The organism is Malonomonas rubra DSM 5091, from assembly GCF_900142125.1.
Lineage (GTDB): Bacteria > Desulfobacterota > Desulfuromonadia > Desulfuromonadales > Geopsychrobacteraceae > Malonomonas > Malonomonas rubra.
In genome coordinates this window covers 173371-192351 of record NZ_FQZT01000005.1, presented here as the reverse complement: position 1 = coordinate 192351, position 18981 = coordinate 173371, and the positions used below count along the sequence as shown (strand labels likewise).

Genomic DNA, 18981 nt, shown 5'->3' with positions numbered 1-18981 from the left:
CTCTCAAAAAGCTTTTCGCTGTAACCAAATCACAATCGGCAAAACCGAAAATAATTCTTTCTCAAAGATTGAGAGACCACATCTGTACATTTCTGTATCAAGATATGCAAATTATGCGCAAAAAAGCGGGCAAAAATTTGGCGCCAACTATACCACATCCTATTTTTCAAGCAACAAAAAAATCGCTATTTCCCGCCTACTTATTCAACTTTCAAGAACCCTGCACAAAAAAAGGCGGGCCCCGAAGGGACCCGCCTTTTTCTTTGTATTTCGCCGTTCTTACTTGGCCAGCAGTTGAACAACCTGCTCGGTGAACGGGTTGGCGAAGAGGATGATCATGGCAACAACGAAAACGTAGATTGCCAGGGACTCGATCATCGCCAGACCGATCATCATGGTGGTCAGGATTTTACCGGATGCGCCCGGATTACGAGCAACGCCTTCACAAGCGGACTTGATAGCCAGACCTTGACCGATACCGGTACCGAAAGAACCCAGACCCATACCAATACCAGCTGCCATCATACACCAAGCGAAAAATTCCATTGTCTTACTCCTTCTTTTCTAAGTTTTTGATTGTTCCTATTTGATATAGGACTTTTTTTCGCACCTGCGAAAAGTAACTATCTAGAGCCTGTCATCAGGCTAAAACCTTTAGTGAGCTTCTTCCAGCGCACCGGCAATGTAAATCATCGCCAGCAGGGTAAAAACGAATGTCTGGATGAAGGCAACCAGAACACCCATCAGCATCATCGGGATCGGCAGGAACAGTGGCACCAGCATCAGGAAGATCATCAGTACGATCTCGTGACCCCACATGTTACCGAAAAGACGAAGAGTCAGGGAGAGCGGGCGAGCCAGGTGACCGATGATCTCGATGACAAAGATCAGCGGAGCCAGCCAAAGGATCGGGCCCATGAAGTGCTTGAGATAAGCACCACCATGCTTTTTGAAGCCGACGACATGAGTCATCACGAAAACAGTCAGTGCCAGCGCTGCGTTGGTATTCAGATTGGCAGTCGGCGGGTAGAAACCAGGAATCAGCGCAATCAGGTTCGACACCAGAATAAAGAGCGCGAAGGTCGCGATCAGCGGGAAGTAGGCTTTGCCTTCTTCGCCCATGGTCTCTTCCAGCAGTCCCTCAATACCGGTGGTGACAACTTCCATCAGATTCTGCAGTCCGCTCGGCACAATCGAAATCGCCTTGGTTGCAAAAAATGCGACCGCAATCAGGATGATCATGACCAGCCAAGTGTAGGTCACGTGTTCACCAATATGCAGATGCAGCTGCTGTTCGATCCACTGCAAGAATAAAAACGGATGAGTCATGTTTCGTGCTCCTATCTATTGAGAACTTAATAAAGTCTTTTCAGCGTCGTAATCATCAGGTTCAGGACAACAACCGAAAGCCCGACGATCAGTGCCAGCGGGTCAACCCCACCGCGAACCAGCAACAGATAAATAGCGCTGGCGATAAAGATCAAGCGGAAGAAATAATTACGCTTGAAGCCTTTCGCCGAGTGCAGTTGCGGGTCGTTAATCACCTTCAGCAGAGAACGTCCCAGCCAGCGATAATTGATAATCACCAGCACGCCACCTGCCAACACTCCATATGTCACTGGGGGTGATTGCCAGAACAGGCTGAGCAGAACCAGAACGATCAGTATTATCCAATTGCGCCGGGCCATTACTGCCAGCAACTGATCATCCTTCTGCGTCACGTTCCTTTTCCGCCTGCTGCTCTTCCCGCTTCTGTCGTCTTAACTCGCGGGCCGTAAGGATGTAGACATTACGGAACCCGGCGATAATCCCCAGAGCCAGAAAAACCAGCGTCAACCAAGGCTTGGTATCAAGCCACTGATCGAGATAATACCCCATGCCGAAGCCAATAAACGTCGCCGCGACCATGGAGATGCCGACACCCGACAGAAAGCCGATCGACTTGAATAATTCACGTCTGTTTTCTTTAGTATCGGTCATCGGTCAATTGTATACAGCATACACTGCTGCCGTAAAAAGCGGACCTTAAATACCATAGCGTACCCTTGAAGTCAACCGCATAATAACGGCATTTGATCAGCAACTTAGTTGTTTCAGCGGGTTACCTTTTAGAGCGCCGCAAATGACTTTTCCGCAGCCTCAATCGTCTTGTCGAGATCCTCCTGCGAATGGGCAACACTCATGAATCCGGCTTCGAATTGCGACGGTGCCAGATTGATTCCATTGTCCAGCATGTTGCGGAAAAATTTGCTGAAAGTTTCCGTGTCGCTGTTGAGCGCATCGGCAAAAGAGTTAACCGGCCCCTGCTGGAAATAGGTGCAGAACATGGCACCAACACGTTGCCAGCAGGTGGCGACCGAACTGTTACCCGCAACCTGCAGCAGACCCTTTTCAAGGTAAGCGCTCTTCTCTTCCAGTTGCTGGTAGAAGCCCTCTTCCTTGAGGATATTCAGAGTCGCGATCCCGGCGCTCATCGCCAGCGGGTTACCAGAAAGGGTTCCGGCCTGATAGACGCCACCTTCCGGCGAGAGAGAATCCATTATTTCTTTTTTGCCGCCGAATGCGCCGACCGGTAGTCCGCCACCAATGATCTTGCCGAGACAGACCAGGTCACCGCGGACGTTGAAGCGTTCCTGCGCACCACCGAAAGCAACGCGGAAACCGGTCATGACTTCATCGACGATCAACACGATCCCTTCCTGGGTACAAAGTTCGCGCAGCCCCTCGAGGAAACCAGGAACAGGTGGCACACAGCCCATGTTGCCAGCGATCGGCTCGAGGATGATACAGGCGATCTCTTTATCGTTGGCCGCGACCATCTGCTTGACCTCATCCAGGTCATTGTAGGTTGCAGTTAGAGTGTACTTGGCGAAATCGGCTGGCACACCGGGAGACGTCGGTACGCCAAAAGTCGCCAAACCACTGCCCGCCTTGACCAGCAAAGAATCGGCATGTCCGTGGTAGCAGCCATCAAATTTGAGAATCTTGTCGCGACCGGTATAACCACGAGCCAGCCGAATCGCGCTCATAGTCGCCTCGGTGCCAGAAGAGACCATGCGCACCTTTTCAATGTTCGGGTAGGCTTCACTGACCATCTCAGCCAGCTGTGTCTCACGTGCAGTCGGCGCTCCAAAGGATGCTCCGCTGGCTGCGGTCTTCTGGATCGCCTCGACCACCTTCGGGTGGCAGTGCCCCATAATCATCGGGCCCCAGGAACCGACATAATCGATATACTCGTTGCCATCGGCATCATAAATCTTGCTGCCCGCAGCCTTCTCAATGAAAATCGGATTAATGCCAACCGACTTGAACGCCCGAACCGGACTATTAACCCCTCCGGGGATAACGTTTTTTGCGGCAGAGAACAAAGCTTCCGATTGTTGATGATTCATTCTTGAGCTCCTTGAAAAGAGATGCGGGGGTCAGTAAACAGTGTGACCGAAAAATCTGAAACGGATAGACCGCTTTCGTTATCACAGGGGCTTTCGACTGTCAAGAAAACAGCCCCGACCCAAGAGCCTGCCTGCAAACTTTTAACTTAGGGTTCGTAACAAAAAAATACTGTTCTATTGCGCCAAACAGGGAATCCGCCTATATTGCCACCACTTAGTTACAGCTTGTTACATGCACTATTGCTATCAAAGGAGTTTTCTATGTGGAAAAAATGCACTGCCCCTCTTATCGGTTTGGGCCTGCTGCTGGCGACTGCCGGCAGCTCTTTTGCTGCCGGTTTTGCACTGATCGAGCAATCGGTCTCCGGACTCGGTAATGCCTTCGCTGGCGGTGCTGCCAGTGCGGAAGATGCCACCACCGTTTTTTTTAACCCGGCAGGTATGATGTTGCTTGAAGGGCAGGAAGTGACTAGTGCACTCCACGTCATTATGCCCTCAACTAAATTTACTGCGGAGCAAGCCCCGACAAATGCCTTAACCGGCCCCATTCGCGACAGCAATAGTCTACCAATGACTGCAGGCTCTTCGGGAGGAGACGGCGGTGTTACTGGAATTGCTCCCAACTTTTACTATGTAAACAGGCTCTCCGAAAAAATGGCTATTGGCCTTGGGATCAACGCACCCTTTGGTCTCGCCACTAAATACGATAAAACCTGGATTGGCCGATATCATGCCGTCGAGTCCGATGTTATGACCATCAACATCAATCCCTCTATTGCCTACAGGGCTACTGAAAAACTTTCCATAGGTGCCGGATTCAACGCCCAATATATTGAAGCAACTCTTAGCAGTATGATCGATTTCGGCTTGAAAGCAGCCATCTTAAACCCTGCGTTAGCAGCCACACCCGTTCCATCCAACCCAAACGCTGATGTTTTTTCCGAGCTCAACGCAGATGACTGGAGCTTCGGCTACAACCTTGGCTTACTTTACGAGTTTACCCCGGAGACCCGCATGGGATTTGCTTACCGTTCTAAGATTAAGCACAAGTTGGAAGGGGATGCGAAATTTAACATTCAGAATCCTACGTGGCTAAGTAACGTTGATCCAGCATTGCTGGCAATGGCACAAGCGACTTTTGTGAAACAAGGGGCCTACGGAAGCATTGAATTACCTGCGAGCGCATCACTAAGCTATTTCCATCAGGCAACCCCGGAACTGGCAATCATGGCAGACATCACTTGGACCGAATGGAGTTCTTTTGACTCACTGGTCATGAATTTTGAAGGGACCCTCGCAGACAGCCCCTCAATCACTACCGAAAACTGGGACGACACATGGCGCTACTCAATCGGAGCAACTTACCAGCTTAACGAAAAACTCGTTCTCCGCGCCGGCGTTGCTTTTGACGAAACTCCAATTTCAGACGAGCATCGTACACCGCGTATCCCAGGCGAAGACCGTACCTGGGTTTCCCTTGGTTGCGGTTACCAGTTTACCGACAAACTGAGCATGGATGTTGCCTATGCCCACCTGTTTGTCTCGGATTCAAAAATGGAAAAATATGCAACGGATGAGGGTGCGGACGATGAAGACTTGGCCCGCGGCACCGTCGTCGGTGAATTCGAAAACGCTGTCGACATCGCCAGCATCCAGCTGAGCTATAAATTCTAAAACTCAGCTGACTTGATTTCTCACCGCAAAGGGGACAGAATTTGATTCTGTCCCCTTTTTTCGTGAGCTGTTTATGCGACCGACCCAACATACTCTGGCAACGCCATACCCGGTCGGGCCGGTGCATTTCTATAGTATTGAAATCAACGGTCAACTGATATTGATCGACACCGGCGCACCGACAAGCGAAACCAAAGACTATCTGCTGAACAAACTCGACCTTGATCGTTTGCAACATGTGCTGATTACCCACTGCCACATCGATCATTACGGCCTCGCCGCCTGGTTGGAACAGGAATATGGTTGCACCATCTACCTGCCCTATCGCGACAGCCTGAAGATTACCCAACACCACAAACGCCTGAACGGTATGGTTTCGATTTTGCGTGATATCGGTTTCAGCGCAGATTTCGCCACGGCGTTCCGCTGCGAAATGGACAACGACTCCGTGTTTCCCGACTTCCCGCAAAACTTCAAAATCGCCGAACAGAATCTGCCAGTGGAACTTGGCATTGACGTTATTCCTTGTCCCGGCCATTCACAGAGCGACCTCGTCTACGCGACAAACGACTGGGCAGTCACCGGCGACACCATGCTGCGCGAAATTTTCCAGTCTCCGCTGCTCGATATCGACCTGCTCACGGGAGAACGGTTCAGCAACTACCAGGCCTATTGCGCAACCATCACCAAACTGGCCTCGCTGCGTGGCAGACAAATCTTTCCCGGCCACCGCGATTATATCGTCAGCGTCGACAACAATATCTGCTATTACACCGGCAAACTGCTCGAACGGGCGGCCCGCAGTCGTCAATATTCTGTTGATCTGAGTGCCCCGCAGGTGGTCGATAAGCTGTTCGGCGGTAGCATCAAAGAACCTTTTCTGAAATATCTGAAAACATCCGAGGTCATTTTCATCCGCGATTTCCTTGCAGAACCGGACCGATTAAAGAACTCGCTCCAACAGATCGACCTTTTCTCGCAAATGGCGGAACTGTTTGAGCTGGCAACAGGAGAAACCTGATGGGCCACCAGGTTGGCACTAAAAGCAGTATCGTCCCTCTCATCGATCGCCTCAACAAGTACCCGGTCGGCCTGCCAGACAGTGAAACGCTGCGACAGATTCTCAGCCACCTGTTTGACGAACAGGAAGCCTACATCGCCTCCCGCTTCCCTTTGGAAGAATCGACACTGACGGAAGTCGCACAGGCGACCGGAATTAGCTGTGCAGAATTGGCACCTCTACTCGATCGTATGGCCGACAAAGGGGTGATCATGGATCTGCCCTACGAGGGCGAAACCTATTACCTGCTGATGCCGGGACTGATCGGATTTTTTGAGTTCAGCTTTATGAAGCTGCGTGACGATATTCCACAAACGGAAATCGCACAGTTGATGTATGAATACCTGTATAGCAATCCACAGACCGGAATGGCGAAGGAGTTCTTCGACAGCAAAACCCCTCTGACCCGCTCATTGGTCTATGACGATCAGATTCCTGTCGATTCAGAAGTGACAAGTTACGAAAACGCCCGAAAGATAATCGAGCAAGCTGATTTCGGTGCTGTCGGCATCTGCTACTGCCGGCACAAAAAGCACCATCTGCAGCAACCCTGTGAAAAAGGTGCGCCGATGGAGGACACCTGCATCTCCCTCGGTAGCGGGGCACGCTTTCTGGTGCGACGCGGCTTTGCCAAAGAACAGAGCAAAGAGCAACTGCTGGCGATCGTCGAGCAGGCCCGCCGGCTCGGACTGACCCACATCACCGACAACATCCGCCAACAGCCAGCCTTTATCTGTAACTGCTGCTCCTGCTGTTGCGAATTGATGGCGGGCGTACAGGCCGGCTATCACAACGGCATCGCCAAGGCTCCTTTTATCGCGGAAATCAACCCAATCAAGTGCAATAGCTGCGGCCGCTGCATCAGCAGCTGTAATGTCTCGGCCCTGGTTGCAATCGACCGACAACAGCCGATTCAAATAAAGCAGCAAGTCTGCCTTGGTTGCGGCGCCTGCCTGGCGGCCTGCCCGCAGCAGGCATTGAAGCTGATCCCGCGGGATAAAAAACAGAAGCCGCCCAAAAACAGAACCATGCTGATGGGAAAAAGATTGCTTGAACGGCAGCGTGCCATGCCCTTTATCGTGAGTGGATTTAAAAAAGCCTGCCACAGAATTTTTTCAGGACAATTCAGACAAAAAAGCAAAATCCCTTAGTTGCAGTCCTGATTTTGCGCCCAGAATAACATTTTTTTTCACTCCCACCCCTTTGGGGTACAAACACAGCAGATAAATTTTCTGTCATTTTTATACCGCTGGTCTACTCAGCAAAACCCTGTAAAAAAAGGTACTTAACCTTGGTTTTATTACTGTATACATAATTTTATAACGTATACATGATGCTTCAAATTAAACCCCGGTCTGCTCTGCAAAACAAAATCGTCGCATAAGTTATTGTTTTTTAGACATTTTTTCTCTTTTTACGGTTGCATTCAATAGGTACAGGCGTATAATCAACTCAACGACATTCACTATCTGTTATTTTTGACCATATTTTTGAGGAGAAAGCTATGAAGTGCCAATGCCCAGTTTGCAAAAACGTCGATCACAACGAACTCGATCTGCATTCCGACGGCTACGCTAAAGATATCATCGAGTGCAGCACCTGCGGCACCATCTGGCTTGATGATCAAGGCTTGGCCAACATCATCAAGGCTTCGACCGAGTATGAGACTCAGGTCGCCGCTCATTGATCTAAATTTAACACGAGTATAGATGCCGGTTACGACTCCGACCGGTATGCTTGAAGCCCGTCACATTTTGTGATGGGCTTCTTTTTTGTCCGCCAAACCGGTTGAACTTCCGTTTTAAATTAGGAAAAAAGCGAAAAAGTAAAAAAAAAACAGCTCCCTCTCAACACCCCAACGAAAAAAACGAGAATGAAAACAAACTCACTCTTCACCAGATAAAACCGAGAAACCCCCTTGTGAAGGGGGCTTGCTCAAGCCCTCAAAACCATTGGTCAGACCAAAGACCCAAAAACAAACCAATGATCTATTCAGTAAAACAGGAAAACTCTGTAACATATTGTTTTACAAAGACTTTCTACTAAAATAACTATTGTCAGGATTTTTTAGAAGAGTATACTTCAATCATAAATAAACATTAGATGTGATTTTAAATCATATCGATCATAAGGAGAACGTTATGAAATGCCCAGTCTGCAACAATCACGAACACCAGGAAATCAACCTTCACTCCGACCAGTTTGATGAAGGCATCATGGAGTGTGCCGTATGCGGTACCAGCTGGTCGATCAACCATGGCTTGTCGGAAGTTATCAACGACCCGAACGCCAAGTCGTTCCTCTCGGCTACCACCGAAGCTGTCGAAGGTGACGATTACTGCTGGGCTTGCTAAAAAGCTTAATTCGATTTCTACCAAAAAGGGCCTCACGGAATATCCGTCAGGCCCTTTTTGGGTTTTCGGTGAAATTAAAGTTCGGTCAATCCGTCGCGGCAACATGCCAGCCACCACCGAGAGCTTTAACCAGCGAGACCGAACTATCCATCTGCTGCCCACGCAACTGCACCAGGGCACGTTCCGTCTGCAGTGCAGTACGCTGAGTATCGATTACTTCCTGATAGCTGACCGCACCAGCGGCAGAGCATATTGACTACCGATGTAGCTGCTGCCGGTCTAGGTTGGCTTCCACCACCTTCATCTCCAGATTGTTCAAGACCGGGTCGTTATAAATTGTCCGCCAGTCCCCCTTGGCCAGCACATCGCTCGGCACTGCCTCTTTCCAGGGAGCATCACTCTTATATTGCACCGGCACCAGCGCTTCGGGACGTTGATAATCTAGCCCCATGGTACAGGCGAAGAGCAGCAGCCCGACGCAGCCGAGTAGCAGAGTTTAGATTTATCCGTTTCACGCTGTCACCTCCTTCACTCGCTGGACAGCAACTTCTTTTACTTCCACCGACTGACGCTCACGCCCCAGTAACAGGTAAACCGCCGGGATGACAAACAGGGTCAGCAGGCCCTGCCGATTTTATATCAAGAGGCTCGTGAAGCTATCTTTTGAAAAAGGGGGAGGGTGCTATAGTTGAAAGGATGATCCCCCGACATATAGGACTTTTATGCGGATGCCGACAAAATTTTTCATCCTGATGCTGTTGCTGCTAACAACTGCTTGCGCTAGCTTGCAACCTGCCCAGAAAACAGAAGACTCCTTTTCAGTCAGTGTTTCTGTCCAAACTCAGGGGAACCTGCTGAGCCGTTTTGCCCCTCAGTTCATACTCGAAGAGGCAGAGAAAAGTTACAACCGGATCGGTAGTCCCGGCTTTAAAACCGGCGATAATGGCCAACCTGTCGCTAACGTCGATCCGAACCACCCGACGATTTTTGCTCAACAACAGGTCTTCAGCAGCAATGGCCGCACATATCGTAATCTGATCTACCGAGTCCACTTCGAGAGCACACCGAACGGCCACCTGACTGCCGGAAACAATGTCGGTTTGCTGGCGCTTGTCACTTTGGACAGCAACAACATTCCCCTTCTGCTGACGACGGTCCACACTTGCGGCTGCTATCTGGCAATTATTCCTACGTCGGCATTACCGGAATCAGCCTACCCTGCCGATTGGCCTGCAGCTAAACAGGATATTTACGGCGAACTGCTCCCGGCACGCATCGATATCGACAGAGAAGCTGCGCAGCACAGGTTCGCCATCCGGGTCAGAGGGGCAACACATCGGGTGATGGATATAGGACTGCTAAAACCGACAACAGAAAACGCACAAACCGCCGAACTGCTGCCGATGCAATCCTTGCGCGAACTCCCATTCAAGAACAAAACTCTTTCTTTTTTCGAAACTGAAGGGCCGCGCAAAGGCTATGTGCGTGGCAGTTACAAGCCTTATGAGCGCTGGCTGATGGGGTGGTGGGCTCTCGATCTGCGCGTTGGCGAGGACAAGGATTTAGGTCCCAGCAACGAAACAGGGACTGTCTTTTACACCAGTTTAAAACCCTGGGCGCGGGAAAAATCTGACCTGTGGGAGTTCAGCAGGTTCCTTAAATACTGGGGATGGAATCTGTAATTCTCATTTCGGCTGGAAAGAAAATTTGATGACACAGCGCCCGTCACCATTGATCAAACTCTCCTCGATGGAATGATCAACCTTCAACCGCAACGCTTTCATCACCCCGTTACGGATCGCCTGACAACCGCAAGCGTAGCCAGTATCCATCTTCGCTGACCGGAGAGAATCGTAGGCGTGACACTCTGTCCCCATCCAGGTAGCGGTGTTGCCTTCAATCGTAATCGGTGCATCCAGATACATGCCGTCGGGGAAGCAGGTCGCCCAGACGACTCTGAAGATGTCAACCAGGTCCTCGATCGACTGCGGCTTTTTAATTTCACCCGTTTTCAACAGCAACAGGGTATATTTACGGAAAAACTTCTCCGCCGCGGCCAAGTTCAGTTCGTTTGCCTTCTCCATCCCGAATTCTTTCACTACAGTGGCATGCCAGTAAGAGTCGTGCAGCCACCAGAGCTTCTTGATGCTGTCAATGTTATTGAACCGACTGTCCACTTTCCCCTCCCTCATCATTCAGAATCCGCCCACTCGCCGCTTTCAGCTGCTGCAGCGACAAGAGATAATTAATCCGGCTGGCCGATTCAGCGCCGGCTGCACGGACCAGATCGGTCTGAGCCTCGTTCAGCCGGGTCAGGTTCGCAACCCCTGCACGGTAGGCTTTTTCAATGTGCTCGCGGATTTTTGCCGTCAACAGCAGTGACTGCTGCTGGCGTTGATACATGCTGCGGGTCGCTTCAGCGGACGCGATCGCCTGCTGGATGGATGACTGAATGGCCAAAATCTGCTGCCGTTTCTGTTGCCGCAGAGCACTGATTTCATGTTCGGCCTCGCGAACTTTCGCCGCACGGCTGCCGCCCTGGTAGAGATCCCAGCTCAGGTGCAATCCAGCGTACGCATCGTGCTCCTCCTGGTCACCCGACTTCAGCCCCTCGTACTTGTTGTAATCGAAACCGCTGTTGAGAATCAGCTTCGGCCAGTAGCTGCCCTGCTGCACCTTTTTATTCTGCTGCAACGCGGCGACGGATGCATTCAACGCCTGAAGATCGGGGCGCTGCTGCAGCGCATAGGTAAATTCCTTGTCGTAGTCCGGCACAGCCTGCTTCAGGACATCTGCTTCGCTGCGTACCGGGTAGAGGTTTGTCGGCAGCTTTGCATCGGGCAACGCCATCAGTTCGGCCAGCACTACCGTCACCAGCTTGAAACTCTGCTCAGCTCGCAGGTAATCACTCTCCGCCTGCAGCGCCCGAACGGCGAAATTGAGTTTCTCCGCTTCCGGAATGCTACCGGTCTGCCAGCGAATATCCGCCTCTTCTTCCAAGGCGCGGTTGAAGTTGCGGTTTTGCTGCGCAATCAACATGCTCTCGACCGCCAGCTGCGCCTGGTAAAAAGCGCCAGAGACCGCTTCAGCGAGCAGGCGACGGGTTTCGTCCCGAGTTTTTTCGGAGGCTTCAACACTGTATTCGGCAGCAAGAATTCGCGCCCGCCGGGCGAAGCCGTCGAACAGCAGCCAGTTCGCCTCGACACCAGCCGTCCAGATATCAAAACTGTCGTTGAAACGGACCTGCGGTGCCCAGTCCGGCTGAATGGTGCTGTTCTGGTGACGGCGACCGATATTGGCACTGACCATCGGCTTGAGCGCCGAACGGGCCTGGCCGACAACCGCCTGCGCCGCTTCAATCCGTATTGCCGCCTGCTTGACACTCGGCGATGAGTCCAGCGCCATGCGGATGGCATGGCTTAAGGTCAAGCTGCCGTGGGGAATCTGCATATCGAGTTGCTGCAGAGGTTCGATCTGGGCGAACGCGAAACTCGGCAGTAGAAACAAAAAAAATATCATCATTTTTCTAAACATGAGCTTTATCCGCCTTGATTTTATAAACCTTGGTGTAAGCGACCGGAACGATAATCAACGTCAGGAAGGTCGCTGCAAACAGACCACTCATGATGGTCGCCGCCATTGCCGCGTAAAAAGCGTCGAACAAGAGTGGTGCCATGCCGAGAATGGTGGTTCCGGAAGCCATCAGCACCGGCCGCATCCTGCTGACGGAAGAATCGAGCACCGCTTTATACGGCTCGACCCCCAGTTTCAGGTCCTGTTCGATCTGGTCGATCAAGACGATGGCATTCTTGATCAGCATCCCAGACAGACCGAGGAAACCGAGAATCGACATGAAACCGAAGGGTAACCCAGTCAGCAGCAGGCCGGCAGAGACACCGATCAGCGACAGAGGTACGGTCATGAAGATGATCAGTGGTCGGCGGAAGGAATCGAACAGCCAGACCACGATCAGGAACATACCGAGGATACAAAGCGGGAACACCTGTGCCAGCGGCGCCTGACTTTCCGCTGAACTTTCGAACTCACCGCCCCACTCCAGCGAGTAACCGGTCGGCAGTTCAATCGCTTCGACCTCCCCGCGGATGCTGCTGTGATATTCAGCGGGCAGTCCCTGCTTCGGGTTGCACTGCACAGTGATGGTGCGCTGCCGGTCACGCCGTTTGACCAGCGCGTCCTCACTCACCGACTCAATCCCGCTGACAACCTGCTGCAAAGAGACAAAGCTGTTCTGCAAAGAACTGCGAATCTGGATATTCGTCATGTTTTCCAGGCTTTTGCGTTCCTCCGCCGGAGAACGGAACTGGATCGGGATCAATTTGTCATGTTCGCGGTAGAGCCCGGCGGTGATGCCATTAAAGTTCCACTGCAGGGCATTGGCAAGGTCGCTGCGGGTGATCCCGGCGTAACGCGCCTGGGTTTGCGAAAACTGCGGCCGTAGCACATCAACCGGCTGCCGCCAGTCGGTGCGCAGGTCGCGGGCGTTGCCGGAATCGGCGAGGATTTTCTCCGCTTTACCTGCCAACTCTTTCAACACGGCAACATCGGGGCCACGGAAACGGGCCTCGATCTTATAAGTGATCGCCGGACCGTTCTGGATTTTCTGCGCATAAGGTTCGGCTTGGGGAAAACTTTCCGCCATGTAGGCTTCAACCTTGGGTAACAACCCGTCAATAACCCGGTAATCCTCCACCTCGACCAAAATCTGCCCATAGGCGCTGTTCGGTGTCTGGTAATCGTAACTGATAATGAAACGCATGCCGCCTTCGCCGATAAAGCTGGTGGTATTGACCACGCCGTCGAGGCTGCTGACATATTTATCAATCTGCGCCAGATCCTCCGCCGTCTTATCGATATGCACCCCTTGCGGGTTCCAGTAGTTGACGTAGAAGTAGCGCTGGGTCGAGTCGGGGAAGAAGGATTTGGGGACATAGCCGAAACCGAACAGCGCCACACCAAGGGCCAGCAGGGTCGCCAGCATCACGATCCAGCGATGATGGATCGACAGGTGCAGCAGCTTCCGGTAGAACTTGTTCATCCCCCGGTTGTGCGAGTGGTCATCTCCGGTATGAACATGCTTGAGAAACCACACACAGAACAATGGCGTCACCGAAATCGCCAGAATCCAGCTGATAAACAAGGAGAGCGCCATAACGTCGAACAGAGAGCGGCAGAACTCGCCGACGTTCCCGGGTGAGAAACCGATGGCGGTAAACGCGAGGATAGCAACAATAGTTGCACCGAGCAGCGGCAAGCCGGCAGCCTTGACGGTTTTGGTCGCCGCCGTTTCCACATCTTCACCGTGCTCCATCCGTACCAGGGTGCCATCGGCAACAACAATGGCGTTATCGACCAGCATCCCCAGCGCCAGGATCAATGCACCGAGAGAGACCTTTTGCAGGTCGATGCCCATCGCCGCCATGCCGACGAAGGTACCGAGAATGGTCAACAGCAACACCGCACCGATCAGCATACCGGTACGCCAGCCCATGAACAGCATCAGCAGGACGATAACGATGGCGACCGCTTCGATCAGGTTGAGGACGAAGGTGTCGACCGACTCGGTCACCACCTTGCTCTGATAATAAATAGAATGCAGCTCAACGTTGGCCGGCTTGTTCGGCTCCAGTTCGGCGAGCCGTTTTTCGATCGAGTCGCCCATGGTGATGACGTTGCCGCCATCGAGGGTCGAGATGCCGAGGCCGATCCCCTCTTTGCCGTTGTAACGCAGGATGTTGCGCGGCGGGTCGATGTAGTCGCGGTAAATCGTTGCGACGTCACTGAGGCGCACCATACCCTGAGCACTGCCGATCAGCAGCTCAGCAATCTGCTCTTCGCTGCCAAGGCTGCCGGTCGGGGTGATGCGCAGATAGTTGTCGCCAACTTTTACCTTCCCGCTGCGCTGCACCAAGTTCTGCGCCTGCAGGGTGCCGATAATCTGCTGCGGGGTCAGACCGAGCTGCGCCAGCTGTGCTTGTTTAAACTCGACAAAAATCGCCTCCTGGCGCACGCCCCACATATCAATCTTGGCAACGTCGTCGCACAGCAGCAGCTCTTTTTTCAGGCTGTCGGCGTAATCTTTCAGCTCGGCATTGGTGAGCCCCTCGCCGGTCAGGGCGAAAAAGACGCCGTAGACATCGCCGAAATCATCGTTCACGATCGAGGGGCCGGCCCCCGGTGGCAGCTGCCCCTGTACGTCACTGATTTTGCGCCGCAGCTCATCCCAGATCTGTGGCAGCTGGTGGGACTTGAAGGTATCCTTCATATCCACGTAAACGAAGGAGTAGCCTTCCTGCGAGGTGGAGTAAATCTCCTTGACCTGCCCCATCTCCTGGATCGCCTCCTCGATCAGGTCGGTGACCTCCTCCTCCACTTCAGCCGGTGTCGCGCCCGGGTAAGCCGTCGCCACCACAGCGGTTTTGATCGTGAAGGTAGGGTCTTCCAGGCGTCCCAGGTTCTCGTAAGCAAGGATCCCCGCCGCCACCAGCAGGATGGTGAAGACGATCATCAGGGTCCGCTTCTGCAGGGCAAACAGTTGCTTCTCTTCTTGCATCACGCCCCTCTTTATTGTCCGTTATCGATACGCACTTCGGCAGTCATTCCCGGCAGAACATAAAAATCTTCCGGCATCGGGAAAGAAAAGCGCAGCGCATAGGTGCGGGTGAGTGGATCGGCGGAGACGTTCCATTCGATCAGTTTCGCCGTGACAGAGCGATTCGGAATCGCCGGGAAGCGGACCGTAGCGGTCTGCCCGTTCGGCTTTACCTGCCTTCGCCCAACTTCGTTCTCCGGGACCTTGATCTCCACCTCCAATGTCGACGTATCCTTGATCTCCAACACCTGCTTGCCGGCGCTGATCATCTCGAAATTTTCCGCGCTCTGGGTCGTAATAGTGCCGGAGAATGGTGCCTTCAGCGAGGTATCTCTCAATTTATGCCGCGCAATCTGCAGTTGTGCCTTGAGGCTCTGCACTCCGGCAAAGGCACTGTCAAAGGCGCTCTTGGCGCGATCGAAATCGGCCGTAGCACTGACATGCTGCTCAAACAGGGTCTGCGCCCGATCGAAATCGCGCTGAGCACGATCGCGCAACGATTCGGCCCCGGCCAGTTGAGCTTCAAGAACGCGGATGGCATCCTCGAAATCGCGCGGATCGATCTGCATCAGCAGCTGCCCCTTTATCACTTTGTCACCCGGTTTGACCGCCACCTTGACCAGCGGCCCACCGACACGAAAAGCCAGCTTTGCCTGCTGGCCCGCGAAAATGGTGCCTGGGTAACTTTGCTGAAAAGAACTGTTGCCCAGCGGCAGCCTGTCAGCAGCTAATAACAACAGCGGAAGCAATGAAAACAACAAGGCTAAAATAATGATCTTGTAGCTACGCATGATGAAACTCTCTTTTTAGTCGAGCGGTAACCGATACCGTAGCAGGCTTTGTTCGACACATTGATCGACAAGTGCCTGCAGGTACTCGCGGCTGTAAGTGGGTTGGTTCAAACGTGGCAGAATCGCACCACGATAATCGGAGTGGGTAATCAGAGGAGAAAGCAGCAGGTTGAAGTGCAGCACCAACATCTCTTTACTCAGGTCGGAATCGATTTTCAGCAACAGCTGCTCGACCTGCTCATGTTCACGGTTCATGATGATTTCACGAAAAATATCGTGCAGCGGACTCGGATACTGCAGCACCTGGTAAACTGCCCGGCTGTGCCACTCCGGCTTTTCATCATCGAACAGCATGTCGGCAAAGCGCACCACTGCCCGCCGCAAAGCTTCGGCCTGACCCGTTTTTTCGGCGAGATCGCAATCGGCAATATACTGGTCGAGGGGGTTATCGATCCAATCCTGGGCCACGTAGCGCAGGACCGCCTCCAGCAACTGATCACGGCCACCGAAATGGTAGTGAATGCTGCCGATATTTTCCCCTGCACGATCTGCAATAGCCCGTGTCGTCACAGTGCCAAAGCCCTTTTCTGCCGCCAATTCGCCCGCTGCTTCGATTAACGCCAACTGGGTCTTGTTGCTGGTTTGATATTTACTCATGCTGAGCCTCCCTCCGGCAAAATTTAATCGATCGATTAAATTTAGTCAAGCGATTTAAACAGTCGTTTGAAGTCTTTGCTTTCAACTGTTTTCTGCCATTAGAGAGAATCTATTACAGGGGAAAGGATCGAGAAATTGATGGGGAACTCAACCGGCCCACAGGTGCACTTTTGGTTAAGTTTGACAAGATAAGTATCGATCTGAAATAAAAACAGCCATCCAGAGCAAGTTCGCCCACCCCACAGGCAACTGATTCAGAACCTACACCTTTACTTCTCCACAACTTATCGATATTTATGCTCGGGATCCGGGGACTGCTCCTTCAAAATAGGCATCAAAGCAAGGCAGACTGGTTTTTATGTCCGGACCATTTCGGCAAATCGTCACAGATATCGATAGCCCGCTGACCGTAGAACAAATGGCAGCTCGGCTTGAAGGCAGTCGGTATTTTACCGCCCTGAAAATCGAACAGGGAAGGAAACGCCAGCCACATCCGGCGCCCTTCGTCGGCAATCAGAGTTCCACACTGCTTACAGCTGACTTTACAGGGCAAGATCCGCTCATTTACTCCCAGCTCGCTGTTGTAAAATCGCAGCTGCTCCAGCCCGGAAGCCAGCCTGACATGCTGCTTATGAAAGATCGCGGCCCACTGCATGGGAGCGCCATGCAGCCTTTGGCATCCGCGGCAGTGGCAGAGTTTCGCATCGACCGGGTCAGCACTCACCTCGTAGCGGACACTGCCGCAAAAGCAGGCCGCCTGGTACTTGACGACAAATCCGACATCATCCAGAGAGGCATATTCAGGCCCGAACGGGCTATTCCCTGTGAGCATCGCAAATCCCTCCTCGTTGACAATAGCTTAACAGCCAACGCGAGAATCGGTATGATATTCCCAGATTTTGCAAAAACCATTGAGGAAATACTGAGGCATGGAAACCGTCGATTGCAATCACTGCTACTCAACGCTCAAGAAAGATTCTCTGCGCAGAAGCTGCGCCAACTGCTTTCTCTGTACCGGGTGCGAAATTTACATATGCCCCAAGTGCGGGGAGGAAATCATTGTTTCACCAATGAACACAGAAGGCTATAAGCAACCTAGTTCTGACACGCAAGATCAAAACAATGAAGAGAAACTGTAGAGGAATGATGGCCTTTTCTGCCAGACAGGACAGATCACCAACCAAAAAAAGAAACCCTGCTCCAGTTCAGAGCAGGGTTTCTTGATGATAAACTTCTTGCTTACGCCGGTGTCCAATAGCAACGTTTCGGCGATACGATCTTTTCTTCTTTTTTCAGCACTTTCATCGCCTTGTCGACCTCTTTGCGTTCGATCCCGCCAAGCTCGGCGATCTTTCCAGCATTGAGGGGCTCGCCAGCATTTTTCATAACCTCTAGCACCTTGTCCGTCATCTCCATGAATTTGCTCCTGAAATTTAAAGAGTTGAAAGGGTTGTTTCAATACCGGAGAAACATTACCAGATTCGTCATCAAAAAGCGACTGGCAGATTTACCTCTCTTCAGCTTTCCGCGCCGACCTCGTCCAGTTCGACGGAAACGGGAGCAGGTTTGCGCTTCACCATCGCCAGGTAATTGCCGCCTAGAATCAGCAGAATGCCGACCACCGCAGGCGCCGTCCATTGATAATCTTCCCAGATTGTGGAGAGCAGCAGCGCGACCAACGGGAACAAAAGAGTTGCGTAAGCAGCACGACCTGCGCCGATTCGGCCGACCAGGCTGAGATAACAACCGAAAGCTATCACCGAACCGAACAGTGCCAGGTAGAAGAGTGAAGCCAAATAGGAGAAACTTGTTTCGATACTCAGCGGCGCAGCGGTAACAAAAGAGATGAGAAACATCAGCGCCGCTCCGTAAGCCATGCCGAAGGCGTTGGTCTGGACGACTGGCAACCCTTTCTGCTGGTTGCGCGCGGAGATGATGTTGCCAAGCGATGCCAGATAAGTGGCGAGAAAGCAATAGCCGAGACCGAGCAATGCGTCCCCGCCGGCATCGAAATGGGTCACCTCCGGCCAGAACATCAACACCAGCCCGAACAGGCCGAGCAACCCGCCAAGCAGCACTTTCAACTCAACCGGAGTGCCCAGGAACAAACGACCGTTGATCAGGTTCATCACCAGGATGGTAGAGAACACCACCGCAGCCAGGCCGCTGGTTATGCTCAGTTCGGCAAGATAGAAAAACAGGTAATTCAGCGCGAACAACTGACTGCCCTGCAATGCCATAAACAAGTGATCGTTACGGCTGAAGCGAAGAGCTCTTTTCGTCAGCAAGCACCAGAGAAACAGCATCACTGCCGCCAGAGCAAAACGGTAGAAAATGGAAAGCGCCGGGGCGACTGTGCCGAGTTGAAACTTGATTGCCAGCCAGGTGGAGCCCCAGATCAGTACGGTGAATGTGTAGAAGAGAAAATTAGCCACTGAATGAA

The 18981-nt window shown here is 52.3% G+C and carries 20 protein-coding genes; 6 read left to right on the top strand and 14 right to left on the bottom strand.

The features are described from left to right. Positions 1-279 precede the first annotated feature (279 nt). From atpE to hemL, 5 genes are all read right to left on the bottom strand, one after another. Positions 280-546, bottom strand: coding sequence for an ATP synthase F0 subunit C (gene atpE, locus BUB13_RS08965; protein WP_072908068.1), 267 nt, complete (start codon positions 544-546; stop codon positions 280-282). 108 nt (positions 547-654) lie between these two features. Beyond that, the gene (atpB, locus tag BUB13_RS08960) at positions 655-1329 is read right to left on the bottom strand and encodes a F0F1 ATP synthase subunit A (protein WP_072908066.1); all 675 of its coding nucleotides are present in this window, start codon (positions 1327-1329) and stop codon (positions 655-657) included. Between the two features lie 26 nt (positions 1330-1355). After that, positions 1356-1721, bottom strand: coding sequence for an ATP synthase subunit I (locus tag BUB13_RS08955; protein WP_072908064.1), 366 nt, complete (start codon positions 1719-1721; stop codon positions 1356-1358). Next, a complete protein-coding gene (locus BUB13_RS08950; RefSeq protein WP_072908062.1) occupies positions 1705-1980 on the bottom strand; it encodes an AtpZ/AtpI family protein in 276 nt (91 codons plus the stop codon). Before BUB13_RS08950 ends, BUB13_RS08955 begins: the two co-directional genes overlap by 17 nt. A gap of 128 nt (positions 1981-2108) precedes the next feature. After that, on the bottom strand, positions 2109-3392 hold the full coding sequence (hemL, locus tag BUB13_RS08945) for a glutamate-1-semialdehyde 2,1-aminomutase (RefSeq protein WP_072908061.1): 1284 nt from the start codon (positions 3390-3392) through the stop codon (positions 2109-2111). Between the two features lie 261 nt (positions 3393-3653). On the opposite strand from hemL, the gene BUB13_RS08940 reads away from it, so the two are divergent. The 5 genes from BUB13_RS08940 to BUB13_RS08920 all read left to right on the top strand — a co-directional run bounded on the left by BUB13_RS08940 (position 3654) and on the right by BUB13_RS08920 (position 8480). After that, on the top strand, positions 3654-5066 hold the full coding sequence (locus BUB13_RS08940) for an OmpP1/FadL family transporter (RefSeq protein WP_072908059.1): 1413 nt from the start codon (positions 3654-3656) through the stop codon (positions 5064-5066). Positions 5067-5139: 73 nt separating this feature from the next. Next, positions 5140-6087: an MBL fold metallo-hydrolase gene (locus tag BUB13_RS08935; protein WP_072908057.1), complete on the top strand. Its 948-nt coding sequence runs from the start codon at positions 5140-5142 to the stop codon at positions 6085-6087. Then, the gene (locus BUB13_RS08930) at positions 6087-7277 is read left to right on the top strand and encodes an ATP-binding protein (RefSeq protein ID WP_072908055.1); all 1191 of its coding nucleotides are present in this window, start codon (positions 6087-6089) and stop codon (positions 7275-7277) included. The genes BUB13_RS08935 and BUB13_RS08930 overlap by 1 nt, the downstream gene beginning before the upstream one ends. Before the next feature lie 353 nt (positions 7278-7630). Then, complete coding sequence (locus BUB13_RS08925) at positions 7631-7813, top strand: hypothetical protein (protein ID WP_072908053.1); 183 nt, start codon at positions 7631-7633, stop codon at positions 7811-7813. A gap of 454 nt (positions 7814-8267) precedes the next feature. Then, positions 8268-8480: a hypothetical protein gene (locus BUB13_RS08920; protein ID WP_072908052.1), complete on the top strand. Its 213-nt coding sequence runs from the start codon at positions 8268-8270 to the stop codon at positions 8478-8480. Positions 8481-8736: 256 nt separating this feature from the next. Here the strand turns inward: BUB13_RS08920 and BUB13_RS18780 are convergent, their stop codons facing one another. Beyond that, complete coding sequence (locus BUB13_RS18780; RefSeq protein ID WP_139249340.1) at positions 8737-8931, bottom strand: hypothetical protein; 195 nt, start codon at positions 8929-8931, stop codon at positions 8737-8739. 277 nt (positions 8932-9208) lie between these two features. Between BUB13_RS18780 and BUB13_RS08915 the strand changes: the two genes are divergently transcribed. Further along, positions 9209-10162, top strand: a complete 954-nt coding sequence (locus tag BUB13_RS08915) for a hypothetical protein (protein WP_139249339.1) — start codon at positions 9209-9211, stop codon at positions 10160-10162. 3 nt (positions 10163-10165) lie between these two features. Here the strand turns inward: BUB13_RS08915 and BUB13_RS08910 are convergent, their stop codons facing one another. From BUB13_RS08910 to BUB13_RS08875, 8 genes are all read right to left on the bottom strand, one after another. Beyond that, the gene (locus tag BUB13_RS08910) at positions 10166-10657 is read right to left on the bottom strand and encodes a hypothetical protein (RefSeq protein WP_072908048.1); all 492 of its coding nucleotides are present in this window, start codon (positions 10655-10657) and stop codon (positions 10166-10168) included. Then, positions 10638-12002, bottom strand: a complete 1365-nt coding sequence (locus BUB13_RS08905; RefSeq protein ID WP_161947637.1) for a TolC family protein — start codon at positions 12000-12002, stop codon at positions 10638-10640. The genes BUB13_RS08910 and BUB13_RS08905 overlap by 20 nt, the downstream gene beginning before the upstream one ends. Before the next feature lie 4 nt (positions 12003-12006). Further along, positions 12007-15051, bottom strand: a complete 3045-nt coding sequence (locus tag BUB13_RS08900) for an efflux RND transporter permease subunit (RefSeq protein ID WP_072908043.1) — start codon at positions 15049-15051, stop codon at positions 12007-12009. 11 nt (positions 15052-15062) lie between these two features. Beyond that, entirely contained in the window at positions 15063-15881 is an 819-nt protein-coding gene (locus BUB13_RS08895; protein ID WP_072908041.1) for an efflux RND transporter periplasmic adaptor subunit, read from the bottom strand. Between the two features lie 15 nt (positions 15882-15896). Beyond that, positions 15897-16538, bottom strand: a complete 642-nt coding sequence (locus BUB13_RS08890; RefSeq protein WP_072908039.1) for a TetR/AcrR family transcriptional regulator — start codon at positions 16536-16538, stop codon at positions 15897-15899. 334 nt (positions 16539-16872) lie between these two features. Next, entirely contained in the window at positions 16873-17370 is a 498-nt protein-coding gene (locus tag BUB13_RS08885) for a GFA family protein (RefSeq protein WP_072908037.1), read from the bottom strand. A gap of 407 nt (positions 17371-17777) precedes the next feature. Beyond that, complete coding sequence (locus tag BUB13_RS08880; RefSeq protein WP_072908035.1) at positions 17778-17954, bottom strand: MarR family transcriptional regulator; 177 nt, start codon at positions 17952-17954, stop codon at positions 17778-17780. 101 nt (positions 17955-18055) lie between these two features. Then, entirely contained in the window at positions 18056-18973 is a 918-nt protein-coding gene (locus BUB13_RS08875; RefSeq protein ID WP_072908033.1) for a DMT family transporter, read from the bottom strand. Between the last annotated feature and the right edge of the window lie 8 nt (positions 18974-18981).